General features: G+C 52.7%; 17 protein-coding genes and 4 tRNA genes. 6 read left to right on the top strand and 15 right to left on the bottom strand.

What is annotated here, in order from left to right; all coding sequences use genetic code 11:
- Positions 1-140: 140 nt before the first annotated feature.
- Positions 141-1,202 carry a protease SohB gene (gene sohB / locus Q8W22_RS07040; RefSeq protein ID WP_303431562.1) on the bottom strand — a complete coding sequence of 354 codons (1,062 nt, stop codon included), beginning with the start codon at positions 1,200-1,202 and terminating at the stop codon, positions 141-143.
- A 232-nt stretch (positions 1,203-1,434) separates the two neighbouring features.
- On the opposite strand from sohB, the gene Q8W22_RS07035 reads away from it, so the two are divergent.
- Positions 1,435-1,749 (top strand): SCP2 sterol-binding domain-containing protein, encoded by a 315-nt coding sequence (locus Q8W22_RS07035; RefSeq protein ID WP_303431561.1) that lies wholly within the window; start codon positions 1,435-1,437, stop codon positions 1,747-1,749.
- 73 nt (positions 1,750-1,822) lie between these two features.
- On the opposite strand, the gene Q8W22_RS07030 is transcribed toward Q8W22_RS07035, so the two are convergent.
- A complete protein-coding gene (locus tag Q8W22_RS07030; RefSeq protein ID WP_303431560.1) occupies positions 1,823-2,467 on the bottom strand; it encodes a hypothetical protein in 645 nt (214 codons plus the stop codon).
- Between the two features lie 2 nt (positions 2,468-2,469).
- A complete protein-coding gene (locus Q8W22_RS07025; RefSeq protein WP_305451921.1) occupies positions 2,470-4,113 on the bottom strand; it encodes a hypothetical protein in 1,644 nt (547 codons plus the stop codon).
- A 261-nt stretch (positions 4,114-4,374) separates the two neighbouring features.
- Between Q8W22_RS07025 and nhaB the strand changes: the two genes are divergently transcribed.
- Entirely contained in the window at positions 4,375-5,883 is a 1,509-nt protein-coding gene (gene nhaB, locus Q8W22_RS07020; RefSeq protein WP_303431558.1) for a sodium/proton antiporter NhaB, read from the top strand.
- Between the two features lie 111 nt (positions 5,884-5,994).
- Here the strand turns inward: nhaB and dnaQ are convergent, their stop codons facing one another.
- The 3 genes from dnaQ to Q8W22_RS07005 are packed head-to-tail and all read right to left on the bottom strand — an operon-like array spanning position 5,995 to position 7,922.
- Positions 5,995-6,702, bottom strand: a complete 708-nt coding sequence (gene dnaQ, locus Q8W22_RS07015; protein WP_305451920.1) for a DNA polymerase III subunit epsilon — start codon at positions 6,700-6,702, stop codon at positions 5,995-5,997.
- Positions 6,699-7,133: a ribonuclease HI gene (gene rnhA / locus Q8W22_RS07010; protein ID WP_303431556.1), complete on the bottom strand. Its 435-nt coding sequence runs from the start codon at positions 7,131-7,133 to the stop codon at positions 6,699-6,701. The genes dnaQ and rnhA overlap by 4 nt, the downstream gene beginning before the upstream one ends.
- A gap of 15 nt (positions 7,134-7,148) precedes the next feature.
- Positions 7,149-7,922 (bottom strand): class I SAM-dependent methyltransferase, encoded by a 774-nt coding sequence (locus tag Q8W22_RS07005; RefSeq protein ID WP_305451919.1) that lies wholly within the window; start codon positions 7,920-7,922, stop codon positions 7,149-7,151.
- A 130-nt stretch (positions 7,923-8,052) separates the two neighbouring features.
- Here Q8W22_RS07005 and Q8W22_RS07000 point away from each other — a divergent pair, with 130 nt between their 5' ends.
- Complete coding sequence (locus tag Q8W22_RS07000; protein ID WP_305413331.1) at positions 8,053-9,621, top strand: LysM peptidoglycan-binding domain-containing protein; 1,569 nt, start codon at positions 8,053-8,055, stop codon at positions 9,619-9,621.
- A 21-nt stretch (positions 9,622-9,642) separates the two neighbouring features.
- Positions 9,643-11,283 (top strand): ABC transporter substrate-binding protein, encoded by a 1,641-nt coding sequence (locus Q8W22_RS06995; protein WP_305451918.1) that lies wholly within the window; start codon positions 9,643-9,645, stop codon positions 11,281-11,283.
- On the opposite strand, the gene Q8W22_RS06990 is transcribed toward Q8W22_RS06995, so the two are convergent.
- The 8 genes from Q8W22_RS06990 to Q8W22_RS06955 form a co-directional block, all read right to left on the bottom strand.
- Positions 11,259-11,777, bottom strand: a complete 519-nt coding sequence (locus Q8W22_RS06990; protein WP_305451917.1) for a DUF1285 domain-containing protein — start codon at positions 11,775-11,777, stop codon at positions 11,259-11,261. The two genes, Q8W22_RS06995 and Q8W22_RS06990, sit on opposite strands and share 25 nt — an antisense overlap.
- A 345-nt stretch (positions 11,778-12,122) precedes the next feature.
- Positions 12,123-12,209: transfer RNA gene (locus Q8W22_RS06985), tRNA-Leu, on the bottom strand.
- Between the two features lie 45 nt (positions 12,210-12,254).
- Positions 12,255-12,328, bottom strand: a tRNA-Cys gene (locus Q8W22_RS06980).
- A 112-nt stretch (positions 12,329-12,440) separates the two neighbouring features.
- Positions 12,441-12,516, bottom strand: a tRNA-Gly gene (locus tag Q8W22_RS06975).
- Positions 12,517-12,636: 120 nt separating this feature from the next.
- Positions 12,637-13,182, bottom strand: coding sequence for a CDP-diacylglycerol--glycerol-3-phosphate 3-phosphatidyltransferase (gene pgsA / locus Q8W22_RS06970; protein ID WP_303431550.1), 546 nt, complete (start codon positions 13,180-13,182; stop codon positions 12,637-12,639).
- A 69-nt stretch (positions 13,183-13,251) separates the two neighbouring features.
- A complete protein-coding gene (uvrC, locus tag Q8W22_RS06965; protein ID WP_305451916.1) occupies positions 13,252-15,084 on the bottom strand; it encodes an excinuclease ABC subunit UvrC in 1,833 nt (610 codons plus the stop codon).
- The gene (gene uvrY / locus Q8W22_RS06960; RefSeq protein WP_303431548.1) at positions 15,084-15,731 is read right to left on the bottom strand and encodes a UvrY/SirA/GacA family response regulator transcription factor; all 648 of its coding nucleotides are present in this window, start codon (positions 15,729-15,731) and stop codon (positions 15,084-15,086) included. Before uvrY ends, uvrC begins: the two co-directional genes overlap by 1 nt.
- Positions 15,732-15,811: 80 nt before the next feature.
- A complete protein-coding gene (locus Q8W22_RS06955) occupies positions 15,812-18,526 on the bottom strand; it encodes a bifunctional acetate--CoA ligase family protein/GNAT family N-acetyltransferase (RefSeq protein WP_303431547.1) in 2,715 nt (904 codons plus the stop codon).
- Between the two features lie 76 nt (positions 18,527-18,602).
- On the opposite strand from Q8W22_RS06955, the gene Q8W22_RS06950 reads away from it, so the two are divergent.
- Positions 18,603-19,550 carry a histone deacetylase family protein gene (locus Q8W22_RS06950; protein ID WP_305413334.1) on the top strand — a complete coding sequence of 316 codons (948 nt, stop codon included), beginning with the start codon at positions 18,603-18,605 and terminating at the stop codon, positions 19,548-19,550.
- A gap of 84 nt (positions 19,551-19,634) precedes the next feature.
- Positions 19,635-19,725, top strand: a tRNA-Ser gene (locus Q8W22_RS06945).
- 186 nt (positions 19,726-19,911) lie between these two features.
- Here the strand turns inward: Q8W22_RS06945 and Q8W22_RS06940 are convergent.
- Complete coding sequence (locus tag Q8W22_RS06940) at positions 19,912-20,526, bottom strand: peroxiredoxin (RefSeq protein WP_303431544.1); 615 nt, start codon at positions 20,524-20,526, stop codon at positions 19,912-19,914.
- Between the last annotated feature and the right edge of the window lie 77 nt (positions 20,527-20,603).

Below are 20,603 nucleotides of genomic sequence, written 5' to 3'. Positions count from 1 at the left end.
GCTGAGCATCCACTTCGAAGGACGGATCGACGGCTACGTGGATCTGTAAGTAATGGGTGACACAGAACTATGAACACTCTCACGCTCAACGCAACCGGAAACGGTGGCTGACAAAAACAATCAGGGCAGCCTGATCATTTTCAGCTTTTACTGACAGACTGCTGCTGCACCCGATTCAGCACGGTTGTTACTGCTTTACTGATGCCACCCTGAACGGCAAAACCGATTTTTTCCTGCAAGGTCTTTTTGTACTCATAACGAACACTGAATACGTCAGCATCAGCACAGGCCTTGGTTATATAGTCATCACTGGTGCCCAGCTCATCGATCAGGTCCAGCTCAACCGCTTGCTGCCCATACCAGACATCGCCATTCGCCACGGCAGCGACATCCAGCCTGGGGCGATAACGCTGGATATGCTGCTTGAACAGCACATGCGTCTCCTCAAGATCCGATTGGAACTTATCCCGGGCCTTGTCGGTGTTTTGCCCAAACATGGTGACAGTGCGCTTGTACTCTCCTGCCGTAAACAACTCATAGTCAACATCGTGTTTTGTCAGCAGTTTGTTGAAGTTGGGCAGTTGCGCCATGACCCCAATAGAACCCACCAGCGCAAAAGGGGCGGCAATAATGCGATCAGCCAGGCAGGCCATCATATAACCACCACTCGCGGCTACTTCATCCACGCAGATTGTCAGCTTGACCCCTTGATTACGAATACGCTCCAACTGCGATGCTGCCAGACCATAGGTGTGCACCATGCCCCCCGGACTTTCGAGCCGCAGTACAATTTCGTCTTCGGCCCGTGCAGAGGTCAGGATGGCGGTGATTTCATGACGTAACAAGTCCACCTCACTGGCCCGTACATCACCATTAAAATCAATAACGTACACTCTTTTTTGGGCAGGTTCTTCTTCCACTCCGCTTTTGAGCCGTTTGCGCTCTGCTTTCTCCTCGGCCTTTTCTTCCTTGTCGCGCTGTTTGTGCAGGGCTTTCAGCTCATGCTTGCCCAACACCGCCTCTTCGATCACTTCTTTATATTCATCGATATCATCATTCAGGCGTTTGATCACCAACTCACCTTCAGAACGTGGTTTGTGGCGCATCCCCATGCTGGCTACAGCCCCAAGCAACAAGATAATAGCGCCAGCGATGGTGACTGTTTTCAGTAAAAACAATCCATACTCAGCAACAAATTCCACTCACACTTCCTTAAATGTAAAACCGCTAGTCTACCTGAACCCGGTGGCGCAACAAGTTGCCAGTCAGGAATAATCCACCATATTCATACAGTCGTTTGAATCCAGGTTGACACCTGTTCATGTGCCACATAGAGTGTGGCTATGGTTAAATACCTCCTGCCATTCGTTTTAGATACGCCAATCCAGATCATCTAAAGTCAGTGCATGACACTAACAATAAAGGAACAAGCCCATGACTTCCGTCGCAGAGATTATCAATACACTGAACAAGCGCTTTGATTCAGATGCAGCCAACGACCTGAACGCCACGTTCCAATTCAGTATCGAAGATGGTGATGACTACTATATCGCTATCGCAGATGGCACCTGCACCGTTGGCGAAGGCGAAAATGATGATGCAGACGTCACTCTGGTTATGAACACTGAAACACTGGCCGGTATTGCCAGCGGTGAAACAGACGGCATGCAAGCCTTTATGTCGGGCCAATTACGAGTAGAAGGCGATATGATGTTGGCCACCAAGATTGGCGAACTGTTTCCAGCCTGAACGACAAGCATAAAAAAACGGGCAAGGTGCCCGTTTTTTTATGCTTTATCTTCTGCCCGGCTAACGGGCGTAATCACCAGTCGCCACCCAATGCTTTTTCGGCTACATCATTAACCGGTCGAGCGACCACCCCGGCGGGGGTAATATAAACGGCATACACCGCACCATTAACCAATGGCATAAATACCGCACTTCCCATCTCCGCCTGCAGCCAGAAGCCGATATCCTTGACCAGATTCCACGAATCAATCATGCCTGAACTCGATAACTCAAACAGTGTACGTTCTGCTGTACGCTCCTGTTCCAGCGATAAAAAACGCCCCGACAACCGATCCAGGCGATAAACCGGTGCGGCACTCAATGCCTGAAACGGGCCGTCCCAGGTCAGCAGCCGAACATCCAGCTGCCACTGGTCACCATTCAGGATATAGCGTTTTTCAATATCGGTTTCATCCACCAGGCTGATATCAAATACCTGGTCGCCGGTTTCATAGACACTGACCGTCAACTCCGGTACATCCGGCTGCGCTTGTTTGTAGCTCCACAAGTCCAGGGCGATATACACCAGCAGAAACCCGCCAAACAGCATCAGCATCCCGGCCGTGCCCTTTAGCCATTGGATAAACCAGGATTGCCCAAGCCACATCACGGCAACCACAACCAGAATCAGGACAATAATCGAGCCGAGCAATCCCAGCAGCGCATCATGCAGCATCATGGTCAGCTCTGCAGATGCACAAGACTCTCTTGTGCCAGTCGAATCGCTTCATCAGCACCAGCAGTCTGGCCATTAAGGGTATCGAGAAAATACTCAATAGCCGTAATAGCGTCAGCAAATGCTTCCATTTTATGTTCTTCTATCGGTTCACGGGCAGCCAGCACCTGATACGTAATAAAGTTATTCAGCGCCAGCAGCACATCATGAGCCGGGCGTTTATCGAGAAACAACAGCGCACCGGCCACGTCGAGCAAGCTTTTACCGACATTTTTGATATGCAGGTGGTCGCCGTCTGATTCCAAATAACTGCCAATTGCCCGTTTGATCATCGCCAGGGCTGTCATGGATTCTGAGACCACAGCAATACGGGCTTCTCTCAGGCTGATTGGATCGACCAGGGTTTTGGTGTCCAGGCCACTGTGCGATATCGCGCGCAAGTCCTGCTCCAAACGTATGATACTGTCCGCCACACTGGCGACATTATCTTTCAGGGCATGGGTTCCACCTGCCCGCAACTGCTCAACCAACGCCAGGGTACGACTTGCCGGTAACGCCTGATTGGTAATCATCAGGGTGTCACCGATACGCGCCAACGACGCCAGCAAGTCCTCGAAGTCTTCAGCACTGATGTCGATACGCTCAATCAGATCGACCTGGTCCTTGATCATTTGCAGCTCTTCCTGCAACGCGGTCGCCAGTGATTCCATGGCGGCGGTATCCGGGCCTCGTAACTGGTTACGGAATTCCACCAGCTGGGCTTCTTTTACACCACGGCCAATCTGGAACTCTTCCTGCAGAGTACGAATCAGGTCGGAATCCGGCTGTGCCAGCGATATGATATGAACAAATTCCTTCAGCAACCAGTCTGGCTGCTTCTCCGCAAATGCCTTGCCTTCGGTGTCCTGAACATGTCGCACTTGCTTGTCCAGCTGCCCCATCAGAGTCAGCCGCGACGGCGTCATTTCGAAGTTTTCCTGCGCCAGCGCGTCCAGGGCACCCATCACCGTATGCCAGAACAACCAGGAAGCACCACCCCGGCTCGCCTTTTCAAAACGGCTGATGGCACGGGACATCACCATCACAGGCCCCTTCCGGCCTCGCCGACGCATCAGGCCCAGCAAGCCCAGCTGGTACATCTGGCGCGCTCGCCGATACGGGAAGCGCATCATGCCGGACTCAACCTTGGGGATCGTCACACGAGGCCGCAGGTTCACCAGAAAGAAATAGGCTTCCGGCAGGGGCGCATCGTTACGTTCTTTACGGATCTGGTTAATAGAGGGGATCAGCAAGCTGGGGGACAATGGATAACCGGCACCCAGCAAATCGACAAACCGTTTCAGGAATACAATGGCCTGGGTAAACACCGTTAATGTCTGATCCGCCAGCCGCTCACCCCGAGCAGACCGGCCAGTTTCTGCAAACTCCTCACAAATACGCTCACCAGCACGGAAATCGAGCATCTTGAATGTGCCCCGTACTTGCTGAACCTCGGCCAAAAAGGCGCGAAACTGCTCCGGGCTGCCCGTTTCTGAATACATATCCAACTGTGCAGCGGCTTGATCCAGTGCGTTGGCCACCTCGGCTTTTACCAGGTTCAACGATACTGCAAACGTTGACTCTTCACTTCCGATCATTAGTTCTGCCATGAGTGTTTGTCGTATTTTGTGAACATTTGTTATTGCCATTCTATCGACTTCATCTACCAATCGCGAAAGTTTTGCGACGCGGAAGTCAAATGGCGATGCACTTGCCAAATAAAACCATATACAAGGCTTTTTATCTGCATTAGCACGATCTACCGCAGATAGTACACGGATAACCAACCAAGTATTGGACACAAGTTGCAAATAATTGAAAACCCATTACATTGCCCGTCTCCCAAAAGGGAGGCAACCAAGGAATAACGCATGACCGTCAACTTACTCGCTGCATTCAGGCATAACTTCTTGGGCAACGCACCCCAGTGGTACAAGCAAACCATTGTTGCCTTTCTGGTATTCAATATCATCAGCGTTTATACGCTGGGTACCTATATAACCGGCTGGATCCTGATTGTGGAGTTTATCTTCACACTGGCCATGGCATTGAAGTGTTACCCCCTTCAACCCGGTGGATTACTGGCCATAGAAGCTATCTTGCTCAATATGGCACCGGCTGACACGGTTTACGAAGAAGCGCTCCATAACTTCCCCGTCATTCTGTTACTGATGTTTATGGTCGCAGGGATCTACTTCATGAAGGACCTGCTGCTGTATGCCTTCACCAAGATTCTGCTGGGTGTAAAATCAAAAACAACCCTGTCTTTACTGTTTTGTATTGTAGCGGCCATTCTGTCGGCATTTCTGGATGCCCTGACTGTTACCGCGGTACTGATCAGTGTGGCTGTCGGCTTTTATAGTGTGTATCACCGGGTCGCCAGCGGCAATTTGTCTCAGAACCACGATCACGGTTCGGACGCACAATTAAAAGACCAGCATCGCCAGGACCTTGATACCTTCCGCGCATTTCTGCGTAGTTTATTGATGCATGGCGCCGTCGGCACCGCCCTGGGGGGTGTTTGCACCCTGGTTGGTGAGCCGCAAAACCTGTTGATTGCCAAGGTCGCTGGCTGGGAGTTTTTTGATTTTTTCACCACCATGGCCCCAGTGACCATGCCGGTACTGGCCGCAGGACTGTTAACCTGCTTCCTGCTCGAAAAAACCGCCATATTCGGTTACGGCACCCAGCTGCCTGATGATGTACGCCGTATCCTTCAGGATTACGACAACAAACAATCCTCTCGCATGACATCAAAACAAGCCGCACGACTGGTGATACAAGGCATTGTTGCCATATTACTGGTGTTTGGCCTGGCGTTTCACCTGGCTGAAGTAGGTCTTATTGGCTTGATGGTCATTATTCTGCTGACCACCTTTAACGGTATTATCGAAGAACATCAAATCGGCAAGGCATTTGAAGAAGCACTGCCATTTACCGCGTTGCTGGTGGTATTTTTCAGTATCGTGGCTGTCATTCACAGCCAGCATTTGTTTACCCCGATCATTAGCTGGATTCTCGACACCAACAATGTGTCGCCATCCGCCCAGCCTGGCATTTTCTTTCTCGCCAACGGTGTGCTGTCGATGATCAGCGATAATGTCTTTGTTGCCACTGTCTATATCACCGAGGTCAAGGAGGCACTGGATGCCGGTCATATCGACCGTGATCACTTCAACCTGCTGGCAACAGCGATCAATACCGGAACCAACCTGCCCAGCGTGGCAACGCCTAACGGCCAGGCTGCATTTCTGTTCTTGCTGACATCCAATCTGGCACCGCTGATCCGGTTGTCTTACGGCAAGATGGTCTTGATGGCGCTTCCTTATACCATCGTGATGACCGGTATCGGTTTTATTGCTGTCACCTACTGGCTCTAGCTGACAGGCCGTCTACCTGCCCAGCGACAATTACGACTTGCAATAGCTTCAGTTGGTTATTGGATTGGTCGTTTTTATCGCCTGGACGGGCAGCCAGGCCTTGAGCAACCATCACTGCCGCCAGAGTGCTCCCTCCCTTTTTTTATCGATCATATCCAGCATGCGTTCGTGCGCGGACACTTCATCGGCTGTCGCCAGGATAACAGGCAACTCCGCTTTGGCTGCCAGAGTCTGTAACATTTCCAGATCCAGTCCATCCCCTTCACCAGCCCGATTGTCATCCTCTACCGATAACATCAGATCTGTCTGACCACCGGTCATCATCAGATAAACGTCGGCCAGAATCTCCGCATCCAGCAAAGCCCCGTGCAGGTCCCGGTGGCTGTTATCGATATCAAATCGCTTGCACAGTGCATCCAGTGACGCCCGGGCTCCTGGAAACATCTCCCGGGCCAGCTTGAGAGTGTCCAGTGTGGTACAGAAATCCAGTGTCGGTGACACGCCCAACAAGCGGAATTCGTAATCCATCATGCCAATATCAAACGCCGAGTTGTGAATCACCAGTTCCGCACCGGCAATAAACTCCCGGAATTCATCCACGATATCAGCAAATACCGGGCAACCCTGTTCAACCAGCCATTCCATACTGATGCCATGGACGGCTTGCGCTTCCGGGTCGATTTCCCGTTGTGGGTTGATGTAGCGATGATAATGACGACCGGTCAATTTCCGTTCGATCACCTCCACGCAGCCAATTTCCAGAATCCGGTGTCCTTCACCGATACCGGTGGTTTCTGTATCCAGTACTACTTGTCTCATAACATCACCTGCTCAACACCGCGATTGGCTAACTGATCGGCTTTTTCATTCCCTTCATGGCCGGCATGACCCTTGACCCACTGCCATTCGACCTGATGCTGCTGGCAGGCCTGATCCAGTGCTTGCCACAAATCCTTGTTTTTAACCGGCTGCCGGGCGGCCGTCTTCCAGCCATTTTTTTTCCAGCCCGCCATCCATTGATTGATGCCTTGTTTCACATATTGTGAATCCGTGGTCAGCACCACATCACATGGCCGGGTTAACGCTTCAAGACCCCGAATCGCGGCCATTAACTCCATACGATTGTTGGTGGTATTTCGCTCGCCACCACACAGTTCTTTTTCTTTGTCACCAAAACGCAGCAACGCTCCCCAACCGCCGGCTCCCGGATTACCCTTGCAAGCGCCGTCCGTGAAGATTTCAACTTTCATATCATGTATTCCAAATTAATCTGTTGGTAGCTGATTATTAATTGTCGGCAGTGTATCACCTGCCACCCTGGCCGCCGGTACAGCCATGCCAAACCCAGGATTCATCAACCAGCGCCGTGGTTGAATCGGCGTAACACCGGCGACGGTCTTGCGCGCCACCATGATATAGGCGTTGGCAGGCACCCAGGAATGACCGGCCAGCACCCGGTCGAAACGACGACTGGCCCCTTCAGACAGCAACCGCAATGGCCACAGATGCGCCACCGGTGTAACCGACTCCACCCGGAAGTCCAGCAACGTTAGCCAGTCACTCAACCGCGGCGCACTGACGCAGTTCACGACCCAGGGCAAACGGGACGACAGGGTAAACCCTCGTCGCAGCAGACCAAACACACTCATTGGCGAAAACCCCACCACCACCACATAACCGCTTGGCACCAGCACTCTGGCTGCCTCGCGCATCATCTGATGTGGCCGGGCCGACAAATCCAGACCATGCTGCAAAACCACCACATCAACCGATTCATCTGCCAATGGCCAGGCATCGTCTTGCATCCGCGCATCGCAGCCCGAATCCCTGGCCCAGCCCGGCGCCATACGAAAACAATGGCGTAATCGTGTTCGCTTCAAGAACCGGGGGGTATTATCGATCCCGGCGTACAATAAATGATGGCCATGAAAATCGGCCAGAGCCTCTCTTAACCAACCAGCCTCAAGGGACAACAAACGCCTGGCGGAGCCTGACTCTATCCACTGCTGATACACTTCGGACTTGATCCGGATACCCATAACACTCCCGCTGGAATAAACCTGTCTGCAAGACATAAACCATGTCTTTGGCTGTAACCACTGCGATCCGGTTGCCAGCGTATACGGCAATCTCTAGACTGTGCCGCGACTCTATCGACATTGTATTCACATGCGCCCTCTCTCTCTACCTGCTCTACCCGTTCTGCTGGCTTCCTTTTTTCTCAGTGCTTGTGTCAGCCAGCCTGTTATTCCGGAAGATACCCGCTACCAGGCCACCGCCACCGCGGTCCCTGTTGATGACCATTGGCAGCCGCAAGCGGTCGATGACGGCGTCGACAATGTTTGGGATAGGCTGCTGGACAATTTCAGCCTGCAGCTGGACATAGACAATCCACGCCTGAAGCTGCAACGTGACTGGTTTATCAAGCACCCGACCTATATCAACCGGGTGTCCCAGCGTGCCGAGCCGTATATTTATTACATCGCCGAACAAATCGAAGTCCGCAATATGCCCGGTGAAGTAGCCTTGCTGCCAATCGTCGAAAGTGCATTTGACCCTTTCGCCTACAGCCATGGGCGAGCTTCCGGGGTGTGGCAGTTTATTCCGTCAACCGGCACCTATTTTGGTTTAAAACAAGACTGGTGGTACGACGGTCGCCGCGACATCCGCGCAGCCACCAATGCCGCCCTGGACTACCTCAGCAACCTGGCCAATCGTTTTGATGGCGACTGGCACCTGGCACTGGCGGCCTATAACTCTGGTGGTGGCACGGTAAGCCGGGCAATCCGCCGCAACAAGGAAGCCGGCAAACCCACCGATTTCTGGTCACTGGATCTGCCCAAGGAAACCAAGGCCTACGTCCCCAAGCTGCTGGCATTGGCGCAACTGCTCAAGTACCCGGAAAAATACAACATCCCGTTCACCCCCATTGACAACACCCCATTCTTTGCCGTGGTAGAAACCGGAGGTCAGATCGACCTTGCCCAGATCGCCGATATGTCGGACACCGACCTGGAGCAAATCTATCGCCTGAACCCGGGTTTCAACCGCTGGGCCACTCACCCAGACGGCCCCCACCAGATACTGGTACCGGTCGACAAGCGTCAGCAACTGCAACAGGCCCTGGTCGATTTACCGCCCGCCAAACGCCTGCAATGGCATCGCTACACCGTCAAGTCCGGTGATAACCTGCAATCGATCGGCCGCACGTACCGCACCACGATCGAGGTTATCAAACAAGCCAACAACCTGACCGGTAGCACCATACGGGTTGGCCAGACGTTGCTCATTCCTGGCGCCTTGAAAAATCAGGAGGCCTATTCGCAAAGTCTCTCGCAGCGACTGGACCGTACTCGCAACCAGCGCCAACCCGGCAATACCCGCAAAATTGCCTACACCGTGCGTGCCGGTGATTCTTTCTGGAAAATTGGCCGCCAATACAATGTTACCTCTCGCGATATCGCCCACTGGAACGGTATGGCACCAGGCGACCCACTCCGGGTCGGCCAACAACTCACCGTTTGGGTGCCACAAGACAGCAAGGCCCCTTCCCGCTCCGCCCGGGAAGAGATTCGCAAGGTTACCTATCGGGTTCGCAGTGGTGACTCCCTGGCCAGCATCGCCAGTCGCTTCCGGGTCACGATTGCCGACATTCGCAAGTGGAACCCCAAGGACACCCGCAACAAGTATTTGTATCCGGGGCAAAAACTGCTACTCCATGTTAACGTAGTGCACTAGGTCACCATCGAGGGAGATGCCATGTCAGACCATCTGCACAACGCCCTCAGACAACCAGTCCAGCGCCATCCCGAAGGTTACCGGCGCAACGGACTGACGCACCGCCGGGCACTGTCGGCTCTGGGCTGGCAATACTGGCGCTGCCTGCTTATTCCAGCCGTGATGGCACTGCTGAGCCTTCAGGCCAACGCCATCATTCCCGTTACCTACACTGCCGCGCCCGAACAACTGACCTGGCAAGCGCCGGATATCACCGCCTGGGGTGACCCGGCAGCAGAGCCAGGTGGTGTTTTTCGCCTGTCGATTGCCGCCAAGCCAACCACATTGCGCCGCTTTGGACCGCAGACGCCCAACCAGCTCAGCCCGTTATTGGCCGACCTGCAACTGCCGCTGTTGGCGCGCCACCCCGACAACGGTTCTCCGGTCCCTATGCTGGCGGCTCGCTGGGCAGTGGCCGATCATTGCATCACCTACCAGCTGCACGATGCCGCTCGCTGGTCAGATGGCATCCCGATCACCAGCCAGGACATTGCGTTCACTTTGCAATTTCTCTCCGATCCGGCCAACCAGACCCCCTGGCAAGCCCAGTCCCTGAGCCATTTTATCCGGGGCATTGAGGTCCATGACACCCAGCGTTTCAGCCTGATCACCACAACACCGGTCACCTCGCAATCCCTGCTACAGATATCCGCCCTGAAGGCCATGGCCCAACATTTCTACCAGCCCAACCTGCAATGGCCACGGCAGTATGACTGGCGACCAGAGCCAACCTCCGGCCCTTACCATCTCACCGAAGTCATTCCCTCAGAGCGACTGCTGGTCAGCCGCATCCGCCCCTGGTGGGGAGATAATCTGCCTGCATTTGGCCATCGCTTTAATGCCCAGCAGATCCGTATCCGCTTCAGCAAAAACCTGCAAGACAGCTACCTGCAACTACAGCGTGGCGATCAAGATATTCTCCCGCTTCACAACCAGCAAAACTGGAACAGCCCGCTGATCACTCAGCTACTGGGCCAACGTCCGGTTGCGCGTTATCGCCATTATTTCCAGGGCAATCCATCCCTCACCGCCCTCCTGATCAACCATCAACAACTGCAACCAGCCAGCCGCAAACCCGGCCTGACCTTGATTCACGCAGGCGTGACCAACAACAGTCCGTTATTGCAACAACAGCAGGAAGCCTTCAAAAACCAGGGGTACCAGATTCAGCGTCAAGCCCTGGATCACGACGCCTTACTGGAACGGCTAAAGACAGGAAATTTTGAACTCGCCTGGATTACTCTGGACGGACTGGAAAGTGCCGATGCCAGCGACTACCTCGCCTGGCTGACCCAGCATTACCCAGCCGCACACCATATAGAAGTCAAACAGGATCAAACACAACCACAGGCCAGCCAATACCTGGCTTGGCAATGGGTAAAGCTGCCGTCATGGCTGGGCATGCGTTACAGCAACGATTTATTCAATCCGTTTGCCGCCACCACTGGCGGTATGTTCTGGATCGACCAGCGCCTGAAAACCAATGCCCTGGCACGCACAGCAAAATTCAGTACCAATCAGACCTTTATCAACGATACTTATCAAACCGATCCGGATATCGGCCTTGGGGATGATACCGTCAGCGCGATCAGGCCATTTCAGCCAGCCAGATTAAATGAATAATCGCCACTGGTTACCCAATAACCATCATCCCACTCCTCAGCCCAGTCAACCAGCTGGTAATAGGTATTTCTACAGAAACGCGCCATCAAGCCAGAACGGACCTCAACACAGGGCAGCCTTTGTCCGTCACGCTCCGACAACTGCACCGGATGCTCCAGCCCCAGCACCAAGGTATCACCGACATTGGTTACGGCGTTGATTACTCCCGCTTCGCGCTCCAGCAAAATCACCTGGAAAGGCAAATCATCCACCTGGATCGTCATCTTTTCGGCGGGTGTCACCAGCACATAATCATCACCATCCTTACGCAGAATGCTGGCAAACAATCGCACCAGCTCAGGACGCTTGATCAATCCACCTTCGTGGTACCAGTCACCCTGCGGATCGATCCGGATATCAATCTCACCACAATGCGCCGGATGCCATAATTCCACCGGCGGCCGACGGTCGCTCGACACCATACCGGCCAGTGCCGACAAATCTTGCAAGGACATACTCTTCACCTGTCTTGATACGTCTTTTATATATCGCGAGCCCCATTGGCCTATACAGCAACAGGGCCGGGCCATGGATAGCCATGAGAAACAGCGATAACTGGAGATCGTTGGATAGAATGCTGACCACGACTTGTTTATGGAAATAACCATAGCCAGAGAAGGCAAAAGTCTCAACAAACGACGTTGGCTAAAAGCGGTGGATCAAGCAGAAATAAAGCAACAAGGATACGAACGGCATGTTTGCACATACGGTATATTTTAAAGCCTTGTGGCTGGATTTTTTGAAATATTTTGAAATGGAATTTTGTTAGTAAGCGCTACCGCTGGAAGGCCTGTAGATAGTGGTGCCCGAGGCCGGAATCGAACCGGCACGACCGTAAGGTCGGGAGATTTTAAGTCTCCTGTGTCTACCGATTTCACCACCCGGGCTAACAGGTGACAGATGGACAAGCGATGTCCTGTATCTGTAAATCTTGGAGGCGCGAGCCGGAGTCGAACCGGCCTACGTGGATTTGCAATCCAGTGCATAACCGCTTTGCTATCGCGCCTGACAGTTATCTTCAAGAATAAAGAAACTGAAAAAACCAGACACCAACTCCCTTATATTCAGGCCAGCTGATTCTGACAATCTTTCTTTTGGCCATATTTCATAAGGAAAAATGGAGCGGGAAACGAGATTCGAACTCGCGACCCCGACCTTGGCAAGGTCGTGCTCTACCAACTGAGCTATTCCCGCAAAAGATGGGACGCATTATATGCAAAGCTAAAATACTGTCAATCTTTTTGTTAGATTTTAACTACTTAGCCAACAGGCAAGAGGTTACAAGCCCCCCCGCTGGTGGCATACCGATACTTGTTACGACCCTCGTAACTGAGGCCAGGCGGCTTTCAAATAGATCAGCATCGACCACAAGGTCAAAACTGCGGCACCATAAAGCAAGACAATCCCCATCCATTCCAGCATCGGGTGTTCCCGGGAAGCCAGCAACATGATAATTGAGACCATCTGTAATGCTGTTTTGATCTTGCCCAAACCGGAGACGGCCACATTAGCGCGTTTACCCAGTTCGGCCATCCATTCTCGTAATGCTGAAATCACAATTTCTCGCCCGACAATAATCATGGCCGGTATCGTCATCCAGGAGACAGCGTAATCTTCTACCAGCACCATCAGCGCCGCTGCAACAATCAATTTGTCTGCGACCGGATCCAGAAACGCCCCCAGCGGGGTGGCCTGATTCAATTTGCGGGCAAGATATCCATCAAACCAGTCCGTTATCGCCGCTAGCGCAAACAGCCCTGCCGCCCAACTTTTTCCTCCCCAGCCCAGCCAGTAATAACTGACTACCATCAGAGGAATCATCGCAATCCTGCCAACAGTCAACATGTTGGGCACATTCATAAACACTACACCTGTTTCAACTTGGTACGCAGCCTTGCGTCTCCACCGACCTGCTTATCCTTCAGGCCACTACTCGCCGTGTAACTGCACAAAGATCTGATCTGCGAGCTTCTGGCTGACACCGGGTACCCGCGCAATTTCTTCGCGAGGAGCACCACGCATATTTTTCAAACTGCCAAAGTGCAATAACAAGGCACGTCGGCGCTTGGGGCCAACCCCTTGTAGATTGTCCAGCTCCGACTGGCTACGGGACTTGGCCCGTGCTTTACGGTGTCCGGTGATAGCAAACCGGTGCGACTCATCCCGCACCCACTGCAATAACCGGAAACCATCATCATGAGCGTCGGGGATTATAGGTTGAAGCGCGCCGGCTTCCCATAAAAATTCCCAACCGGACTTGCGTGTTTCTCCTTTGGATATCCCCCAGAGGGCTACTGTTGAGATTTCCAGATTACTCAACACCTGTTCAATACGTGCCACCTGGCCCTTGCCACCATCAACCATCAATACATCCGGCAGGTCATTTTGTTCTTTTAATCGTGTCAGGTGGCGTGTAATAGCCTGTTCCAGCGCGGCATAATCATCTCCTGGTGTCACACCCCGGATACTGAAGCGCCGATACCGCTGCTTGGCCAATCCTTCCCGATCAAATACCACGCACGATGCATAGGTGGCTTCACCCTGGGCATGACTGATATCAAAACATTCTATGCGCTCCGGCGGCTTGGGCAATCCCAGCAAGTCAGCCACACAGGCCAGTTTTTTATGGGCAAGCTGATGCCCGGATATACGGGTTTGTGCACCGGCACGGGCATTATCGTCTGCCATGGCGCGCCACTGCCGCAGCTCACCACGTACACCCCGGCTGTGTCGAACGGTACGTTCAAAGCGTAATCGTACGGCTTCTTGCACCACCGCCATATCGGCAGGGTCCACATCCACGACCAGCTCGGTGGGCAGGCCTTCCATAGCAAAACCAGACAGATAAAACTGCCCTATATACCCCAGTAGCAGATCCTGCGGTTGCTCTCCTGCAGGATTGTCTGGGTAGTAGTTTTTACTGCTGACCAGTCGCCCCTGCCGAAAGACCAGGCGGTGCAGACAGACAATATCTTCTGTCTCCCACAACGCCCAGACATCGGCATCTTTATTGCCACTGTCAACCCGTTGTTTTTCCTGCACTCGCCGCAGCAACTCGATGCGATCCCGGATATCCGCGGCCCGTTCAAAATCCAGTTCAGCCGATGCATCAAGCATTTGTTGCTGCAAGTTGCGCATCAGCTGCTGGTTTTCGCCATTCAAGAACAAGACAGCGTGTTGGATATCACGCTGATAGCTGGCTTCAGAGACCAGGCCAACACAGGGAGCCGAACAACGCTTGATTTCGTATTGCAAACAGGGGCGACTGCGGTGATTAAAGTAACTGTCCTCGCAAGACCGCAACAAAAACAGTCGCTGCAAGTAATTCAGCGCTTCTCGTACCGCCCCGGAATTGGGGTAAGGGCCAAAATATTGACCGCTGCGTCCGTCTCGACTCACCCGCTTGCCACGGCGGTAAGCCAACAGAGGGAAAGCATGGGCGGACAGGTGCAGATAGGGGTAGGACTTATCATCTTTCAGCAGGATGTTGTACGGTGGCCGATGCTGTTTGATCAGCGTTTGTTCCAACAACAAGGCTTCGGCTTCACTGGCCGTTACAGTCACTTCAATATGATGAATACCTGAGACCAAAGCCACGGTCTTACTGTTCAGCCCTCGCGAGCGAAAATAGCTGGCAACCCGGTTTTTCAGGTTTTTGGCTTTGCCGACATACAGCAGTTGCTGGTCGACACTGTACATCCGATAGACACCGGCCCGCTGGGTCAGTGTCTTCAGAAAGGCAGGGATATCAAATTCGGTCATCAGCTACCGCTGTTGGCATCGATCAGTCCATGACGAATAGCCAAACGTGTCAACTCCACATCGCCATCGATCCCCAGCTTTTCGAACACCCGATAACGGTAGCTGTTCACCGTTTTGGGGCTGAGGAATAATTTCTCGCCGATGGCTGCTGGTTTCTGGCAATTAACAATCATCAATGCGATTTGCATCTCTCGCTCAGATAAATCATCAAAAGGATTGTGGGAGTTTTCCTGGAAGGGTTTTAATGCCATTCGCTGGGCAATTTCTGTGCTGATATACATCTGCCCCCGGTGCACTTTCATGATCGCATCGATCATTTCTTCTGCATCAGCCCCCTTGGTAATATAACCAGAAGCGCCTGCTTGCAGCAGGCGCTGGGCAAAGGGGTTGTCATCACAGGCCGACACGGCAATCACCCGGATATCACTATCGCTGCGGGCAATTTTGCGGGTGGCCTCCATCCCTCCTATTCCGGGCATCTGAATATCCATCAGAATAACGTCCGGCTCGTGCTCTCTGGCAAATTTGATGGCTTGTTCGCCACTTTCAGCCTGCCCTACGACCTCAATTCCGTTTGCGTCAGCCAGCAATGCTGAGATCCCTGAGCGCACCAGCTCATGATCATCGACTACCAACACAGAAATCAAAGATTAACCTCACTTTTTATTAACTCACCAGCAATCATCATCGCAGGTGAAACATTATTATTGCCTGACTCTATCAGTGTTCAGGCTGGATACATACGCTTGCGCTGCCAGGCGTACTTGAGCGGGTTCAGATTTTTTGTCACTTCAACAACACCTTCCTCGTGATTATGGTGCAGCGTAAAACCAAGGCGCCGATTCAGGTTCAACATACCAGGATTATGAGGAAGTACAGTCCCAAACATCTGCAAGACGCCACGATTGGTCAGATAATCTATCATAATCTGCATCAACTGCTTACCCAACCCTTCGCCACGGCATTGATCTCCAACAATAACCGAGTATTCTCCAGCGACATCATCCGGATCGATCCAGACACGTACAACACCTTTCAGCTGGCCATCCACACAGGCAACAAAGGCCATCTCTCTGTCATAATCAATCTGGGTGAATCGCGCAAGCTCACTATGATCAAATTGTCGACGAGCGCCAAAAAACCTTAGTCGTAACGACTCGGCGCTCAAATCACCATAGAAACTCTCCAGCAGTGGTTCGTCCTCGGCCCGAATAGGGCGTATCTGATACTGCACGCCGCTATTTCCCTGATACGACGACTCCAGCTCCTTCGGGTACGGCATAATGGCACTTTTTACCGGGTGCCCCACTTCGCCAGCAATACCAATTGCGATGTAATGCCCGACACGTTGACGAATGGCATTCACTTCCAGCGCCGCCAGCCAGGGGTGATTAAGCGCAATATGTGACAAGGCCACCAGCCAGCGCTCAAGCGTAACCAACTCCCGCTCAATGTTATCGGAACGTTCCTGCAGCACATCATAGAAGTGGCTGCGCTTGATCAGTTTTTCCGCCAGGTTGGCATTCAACGGTGGCAGCGCGACCTGCCGGTCAACCAGCGTATCTGCAGTAGTACCGCCACCACCAAAAAACAGGTAAGGGCCAATTTCGACATCCCGACCAATCCCGAACGAAAACTGCAGGTTATCCAGTGCACGATGCATGGTTTGTACCGTATACCCCAATACCGGACTTTTTGGAAAACGTTCAGCAATTTCACCTTCCAGTTTTTCAGCCCCTTCCATCAGTTCGTCCAGCGACTGAATATTCCGTACCACACTGCGCATCCGCTCACGCGGGTTACGGCCATAGGCAAACGGATACAGATAATCACGGTGATGAACCCGTAAAACCCAGGGGTCCGGTATTTCCGGAGCTGCTGCCAGCAACTCTGACAACGAGGTCCGGTAGCGATTATCTGCAAAGGCAAAGCCATAAGCCTTGAGCAACTTCCAGGCATAATTGGGCCACAAATAATCACCAGGGCGATGGTTATCGAGAATTTCCTTGTCGACATCCATGTAGGCATTGGAGATAGGAATCTCCAGACTTTCCGGGGTTTCTCGCAACAGCTCCTGGGTTAGCCGGTGGCGTACCATATACATGTACGACGTAATGGCATTGTCCGGGGTATTGAAGGTCGGCAACCCTTGCTCATCAAAATAATCCCGTGATGATTCCACCGAAAACTCACCGATCCAGCTGGTAATCACGCTCTTGTTATAGTTTTTGGCTACTTTCACCAACGCCTGTGCATTCGCCAGCGCATCGGTGCCAATACCCGGAATATAAATAACCAGCAAGGCATCCACCTGGCGGTCGGCCAGCAAGGTATTGGTCACCGCCGCCAGCTGCTGTGGCTGTAATTCCGGGTTCAGCAACAAGGGGTTATCGGTTTTGACATACTCAGGCAACAAACCGCGCAAATGGGTGCGGGTCTCATCCGACAGGCTGGCCAGTGTGCCACCATCCTGCAGCAGACGATCCAGCGCCAGAATCGCTGGGCCTCGCCCATTAGCAACCACCGCCAAACGTGGCCCGAACGACTCACGCTGCCGCCGCAGTGCATCCACACAGTGGAACATTTCATCCGTATCGTTCACTCGTAACACACCCGCACGGGCGAGGGTTTCGTCAATCAGGGCATCGCGGCTGCTCAACCCTTTGGGGGTGCTGATTCGATTAAGCGGGTTTTCCTGAAAACGATTACTTTTTACTGCCAACACCAGCTTGTGCCGGGATGCCGCTCGTAACGACCGCACCAGTGCCTTGCCTGAGCCAATTTCATCCAGCTGCACCAGAATGGTTTTGACGTGTGGTTCCTGCACCACAAAATCGATCAAATCAGAAAAACTGACATCCTGATTACTACCCAGCGTCATCACATGGGAGAAACCAACATTACGACTAAAGGCCCAATCCATCACACCAGAGGCCAATGTCCCAGACTGGCCAACATAAGCGATATTGCCAGCCCGGACTGGTACATGCAGCAAGCTGGCATTAAATTTCCGCCACGGCACCACCAGCCCGAGGCAATCCGGCCCAAGCACACGAATACGGGTTTGCTGAATAACCTGCTCAAGCCGGTCGGATGCCGGGCGATACTGCCAGGAGCGGGTTCTGGCGATCCCCCCGGTCAGCAGCAACGCAGCGCCTACTCCTTTGCCATGCAGCTGTTTCAACACTTTGGGCACGGTTTCCGCTGGAGTACAAATAATAGCCAGATCGGGAGTTTCTTTCAGTTGACTGATCCGGCTCAAGGCAGGCACTCCGTATACCTGACTGTAACCACGAGTATTGATCGGAATAATTGTGCCAGGAAATTCACCATTCAGCAGGTTGCGAACAATCGCACCCCCGACACTGCCCGGACGCTCGGAAGCACCGATAACAGCAATCACTTTGGGCCGAAAGAACAACTCGAGGGAGCGAGTACCCATGTATTGTGATCCTTTAGTTGAGTTGGCCTGAGTGTAACGGCTAGATACACTGATAAAAACAGCAGAAGTATGTCTTATGAGCACAGGATACTACGCGTTCCACCAGCACTTTGGCCATGACACAGGTGAAGACCACCCCGAACATGCCTGTCGAATACTGGCACTTGAACAAATTCTCAAAAAATCCGGGGTCTGGGATCACCTGACCATCCACGAAGGTCAGGCTGCCCACCTGCCCGATATTCTGCGGGCGCACAGCAAGGCCTACGTCGATGAGCTGCACCTGATCCAGCCAGAACAGGGGCATATTATGGTCGACGAAGACACCACCATGTCCTCAGGCAGCCTGGAAGCCGCCTTGTACTCTGTTGGCACCACCACCCAGGCACTGGACGATCTTCTGAAGAACGTGCACCACAACGCCTTTGCTGCCATCAGACCACCGGGCCACCATGCCGAGCGCAGCAAGTCGATGGGATTTTGTTTTTTCAACAACACGGCCGTTGCCGCACTCCGGGCGGCTGATGTCCATCATCTGCAACGTATCGCCATTCTGGATTTTGATGCCCACCAGGGCAACGGCACCATCGATATCTTGCAGAATGACCAACGGTTTTTGCTGCTTTCCAGCTTCCAGCACCCGTTTTATCCCTACACCCATTTTGAACAGAACAAGTATACCAACCTGGTCAATGTTCATTTGTCCCAGGGAGCTACCGGGACAGAGTTCCGCCAGGGGATAGAAGAGCACTGGGCACCGGCCCTTAAACGCTTTGCACCGGAATTGATTCTGGTATCTGCCGGTTTTGATGCCCATAAAGATGACCCGATGGCTGAACTCAACCTTGAAGAGCAGGATTTTGCCTGGATCGGCCAATGGATTGCCCGCTATTGCCAAAGTCGCAATATTCCCTGGCTCGCAATACTGGAAGGCGGTTATGACCTCAACGCCCTGGCAAGGTCAGCCACGCTGTTTATTGCCGCCATGCTCGAGAAACAGGCTATCCAGCAGACATCGGCATAAAAAAGCAAAATAGCAGGCTAAGCCGTTGATTTCATACAAAAGTGTTGACGTATAAAAAACAGAAGGTATTATACGCGCCAGTTCGGAGGGATGGCTGAGTGGTTGAAAGCACCGGTCTTGAAAACCGGCGTAGGTTAATAGCCTACCTAGGGTTCAAATCCCTATCCCTCCGCCATTATTTATCTAATAAAATCAATGAATTAGATGATTTTATTAGCCTAAAAAAGCCCTTTGGGAACGTTTTTGGGAACAAGTCTGGGAATACCAGCAAAAAAAGGCAGCCAATTGGCTGCCTTTTTTGTTACTACTTTATCAGTCCAGCCCAATCCAGCCAGCCATCTCTCGATGGCTGTGTATCTGATCAGCTCAGAATTTCTTCAATCGTAATGTAGTCACCCACTCGACCGGTCATCTGCTCTGCATCGGTATTAACAGGCAGAGTTTTCTTGCCTGGTCTCCAGCCTGCCGGACACACTTCACCAGTTGCTGATGCATGCTGCCAGGCTTGTACCTGACGCAGGAATTCATTGACATTACGGCCAACCGAGTCTGCCTGGACTTCCTGCGCTACGCAGATGCCATCCGGGTTAAACAGAAAGCGTCCACGTAATGCCACACCCTCTTCTTCGATCAGCACACCAAAGTCCCGGCTCACTTGCTGGGTAGTATCTGCCCCCATGGTCAGCTGCAGGCCTGCCAGTACCGGTTCGGTTTCGGCAAACCGCTTATGCGAGAACTTGGAGTCCACAGACACGGGCAAGATTTCCACGCCCAGCGCCTGAAATTCATCATATTTGGCGTTCATGGCCGCGATTTCAGTCGGGCAAACAAAGGTAAAGTCGGCAGGGTAGAAACACACCACAACCCATTTGCCTTTGAAATCCTCACTCGACACCGTTGTGTAATGCCCGGTTTTGGCATTATAGGCATCCATTGTAAACTCTGGCATCTCACGACGAACCATGGTTGAACTCATAGCCTTTTTCTCCTCGGTGATAGATATTGTTTCAGCTTCCTGACCAGCCCTTGTTGGCTTGCGCGGTTTAAGCGGTG

The organism is Oceanobacter sp. 1_MG-2023 (genome assembly GCF_030689025.1).
GTDB lineage: Bacteria > Pseudomonadota > Gammaproteobacteria > Pseudomonadales > Oceanobacteraceae > Oceanobacter.
Note: the sequence above shows the minus strand (reverse complement) of the source record. Positions and strands in the feature narration are given on the sequence as shown.

Coding starts and splice junctions, on each gene's coding strand:
- Q8W22_RS07035 (WP_303431561.1), top strand. CDS start 1,435: ATGACTTCCGTCGCAGAGATTATCAATACACTGAACAAGCGCTTTGAT.
- Q8W22_RS07030 (WP_303431560.1), bottom strand. CDS start 2,467: ATGATGCTGCATGATGCGCTGCTGGGATTGCTCGGCTCGATTATTGTC.
- Q8W22_RS07025 (WP_305451921.1), bottom strand. CDS start 4,113: ATGGCAGAACTAATGATCGGAAGTGAAGAGTCAACGTTTGCAGTATCG.
- nhaB (WP_303431558.1), top strand. CDS start 4,375: ATGACCGTCAACTTACTCGCTGCATTCAGGCATAACTTCTTGGGCAAC.
- dnaQ (WP_305451920.1), bottom strand. CDS start 6,702: ATGAGACAAGTAGTACTGGATACAGAAACCACCGGTATCGGTGAAGGA.
- rnhA (WP_303431556.1), bottom strand. CDS start 7,133: ATGAAAGTTGAAATCTTCACGGACGGCGCTTGCAAGGGTAATCCGGGA.
- Q8W22_RS07005 (WP_305451919.1), bottom strand. CDS start 7,922: ATGGGTATCCGGATCAAGTCCGAAGTGTATCAGCAGTGGATAGAGTCA.
- Q8W22_RS07000 (WP_305413331.1), top strand. CDS start 8,053: ATGCGCCCTCTCTCTCTACCTGCTCTACCCGTTCTGCTGGCTTCCTTT.
- Q8W22_RS06995 (WP_305451918.1), top strand. CDS start 9,643: ATGTCAGACCATCTGCACAACGCCCTCAGACAACCAGTCCAGCGCCAT.
- Q8W22_RS06990 (WP_305451917.1), bottom strand. CDS start 11,777: ATGTCCTTGCAAGATTTGTCGGCACTGGCCGGTATGGTGTCGAGCGAC.
- pgsA (WP_303431550.1), bottom strand. CDS start 13,182: ATGAATGTGCCCAACATGTTGACTGTTGGCAGGATTGCGATGATTCCT.
- uvrC (WP_305451916.1), bottom strand. CDS start 15,084: ATGACCGAATTTGATATCCCTGCCTTTCTGAAGACACTGACCCAGCGG.
- Q8W22_RS06955 (WP_303431547.1), bottom strand. CDS start 18,526: ATGGGTACTCGCTCCCTCGAGTTGTTCTTTCGGCCCAAAGTGATTGCT.
- Q8W22_RS06950 (WP_305413334.1), top strand. CDS start 18,603: ATGAGCACAGGATACTACGCGTTCCACCAGCACTTTGGCCATGACACA.
- Q8W22_RS06940 (WP_303431544.1), bottom strand. CDS start 20,526: ATGAGTTCAACCATGGTTCGTCGTGAGATGCCAGAGTTTACAATGGAT.